Source organism: Chryseobacterium sp. HMWF035 (assembly GCF_003094695.1).
In the GTDB taxonomy this organism is placed as follows: Bacteria; Bacteroidota; Bacteroidia; order Flavobacteriales; family Weeksellaceae; genus Chryseobacterium; species Chryseobacterium gambrini.
The window spans coordinates 1-1760 of sequence record NZ_QEHP01000136.1; the positions used below are offsets into that span (position 1 = coordinate 1).

General features: G+C 30.2%; 2 protein-coding genes. Both read left to right on the forward strand.

The features are described from left to right. Positions 1-220: 220 nt before the first annotated feature. Positions 221-946 carry a hypothetical protein gene (locus DD829_RS20510; RefSeq protein WP_123906949.1) on the forward strand — a complete coding sequence of 242 codons (726 nt, stop codon included), beginning with the start codon at positions 221-223 and terminating at the stop codon, positions 944-946. Between the two features lie 11 nt (positions 947-957). Next, positions 958-1560 carry a DUF6705 family protein gene (locus DD829_RS20515; RefSeq protein ID WP_116548113.1) on the forward strand — a complete coding sequence of 201 codons (603 nt, stop codon included), beginning with the start codon at positions 958-960 and terminating at the stop codon, positions 1558-1560. The last annotated feature ends 200 nt before the right edge of the window (positions 1561-1760 follow it).

Consider the following 1760-nt stretch of genomic DNA (forward strand, 5'->3'; position numbering starts at 1 on the left):
ACTATAAAAGTAAAAGTATTGGGATCTAATGGGAGAGTAACCAATAATCCTAATGATAATTTGCCAGACCAGCCACGAGTACCCGCTATGGAATATACGATGATAAAGCAATAATAAATACGTTCTCTTTAAAAAAATTAGGGAGAATTTTTATTCTAAACATGGGTAATTACAATCTCTTCTAAAATGGTATATTTCAGATTAGGAAGTGCAGGATTTTGTGAAGTTTATCCTTCAGTATTTTAAGGATCATCCTACCCATGTATGGCAGGATTTTTATGATGCGTATCTTGCAACACCGTGCGAAGAGCTGAAAAATTTATATAAACCCGCAAAGGCAAATATAAAACCCAGCATTACGACATTGCAGGGAAAGCTGAGTGAACCCAATGAAAACGGTAAAAACCTTGTAAAAGACCAAAACGGAGTATACAGCAGCCCTGATCTTCCGGTAGGAACAGATTTACAAATAACCATTAAAGTTGGAAATGAATATTATGGCAGCATCCACACTCATCCCTATCCCGGAGCCGTACCGATGTTTAGCTGGACGGATGTGTTTACCCTGCAAAGATTTTATCAGGATACCTATAATACTAATTTGAAAGATGTAGTTATTATTTTAGTATGTAAAGATGATAATGGAGTTAAACAAACATACGCCCTCAAAATTGACAACCCCAATATGCTGTATGATGCTATTGTTCATGATTCTACAAATAATGTCCCGAATCTAAATAATGATACAACAATAGAAGAAATCACTAGTAAAATGGACGAAAAATTGACATTATTATATTACCAAAAAAAACCTAACAGAGAAGGAACTTTTTTAGAACGCTTTGCTAATTTTGGTATATCTTTATACAAAGCCGATGAAGATTTAACAACCTGGAATAAATTAATATTAGAAAACGGAATCGTAAAACCTATACCTTGTAATTAAATTTTAATACAATGAAAAAAATATTTATAATAGCTTTATTAAATTTTTTATTTATAAACTGTAAAAGCCAATCTCAAATAATTAATATTTTAGATGACGATGGAACAAGCAAAGCTGATACATATTATAAAGATATAAACAATCTTCTTAATCCATATACAGGAACTTGGGTATATGACAATGGAAATCGTTATATAAAACTGGTATTAATAAAAAAAATAAAATTCTATAATAGTAAGTACTATGAGGATGTTATCATAGGAGGGGTAGAATATAAAGAAAATAATATTACAAAAACAAACACTATATCTTTTATCAATAATACATACGGAAATTCTATAAAATATCCTTTGTCGGGAAATATCTTACTTAAAAATGATTTTCCTCCAATATGTTTGGACTGTTTCCCTAATGAATTACGATTAGGATTAAACTATCATGATCTTAATCCTGACACTAGTTTTGGAACAATAATTTTAAGAAAAATAACAATAAACGGTCAAGATGCAATAAAGCTAAAATTGACAGCAAAAACAGTTTACCAAAAGGCAGGGAGTCCGCCACCTTTAGATTTTAAATTACCAGTAGGAGAATATATCTTTATAAAGCAATAAGATGAAAAATTTTTTGGTATTTGTATCTTTATTTTCCTCTTTGACATTTTTTTCGCAAGAAATTAATAAAATATCTTTTATGCATTGGCAAGAGAATGATTTTTTTCGGCATAATACTGAAAAATAGTTGGTAGAATCCTATCAAAAACTCATTGTTAGGCTGTTTGGAGGAAGTTTTATGAAACGTGTTTCATAAAACT

What these genes read in the sequence shown, in the direction of transcription:
- DD829_RS20515 (WP_116548113.1), top strand. Translation starts at nt 958, where the DNA reads ATGAAAAAAATATTTATAATAGCTTTATTAAATTTTTTATTTATAAAC.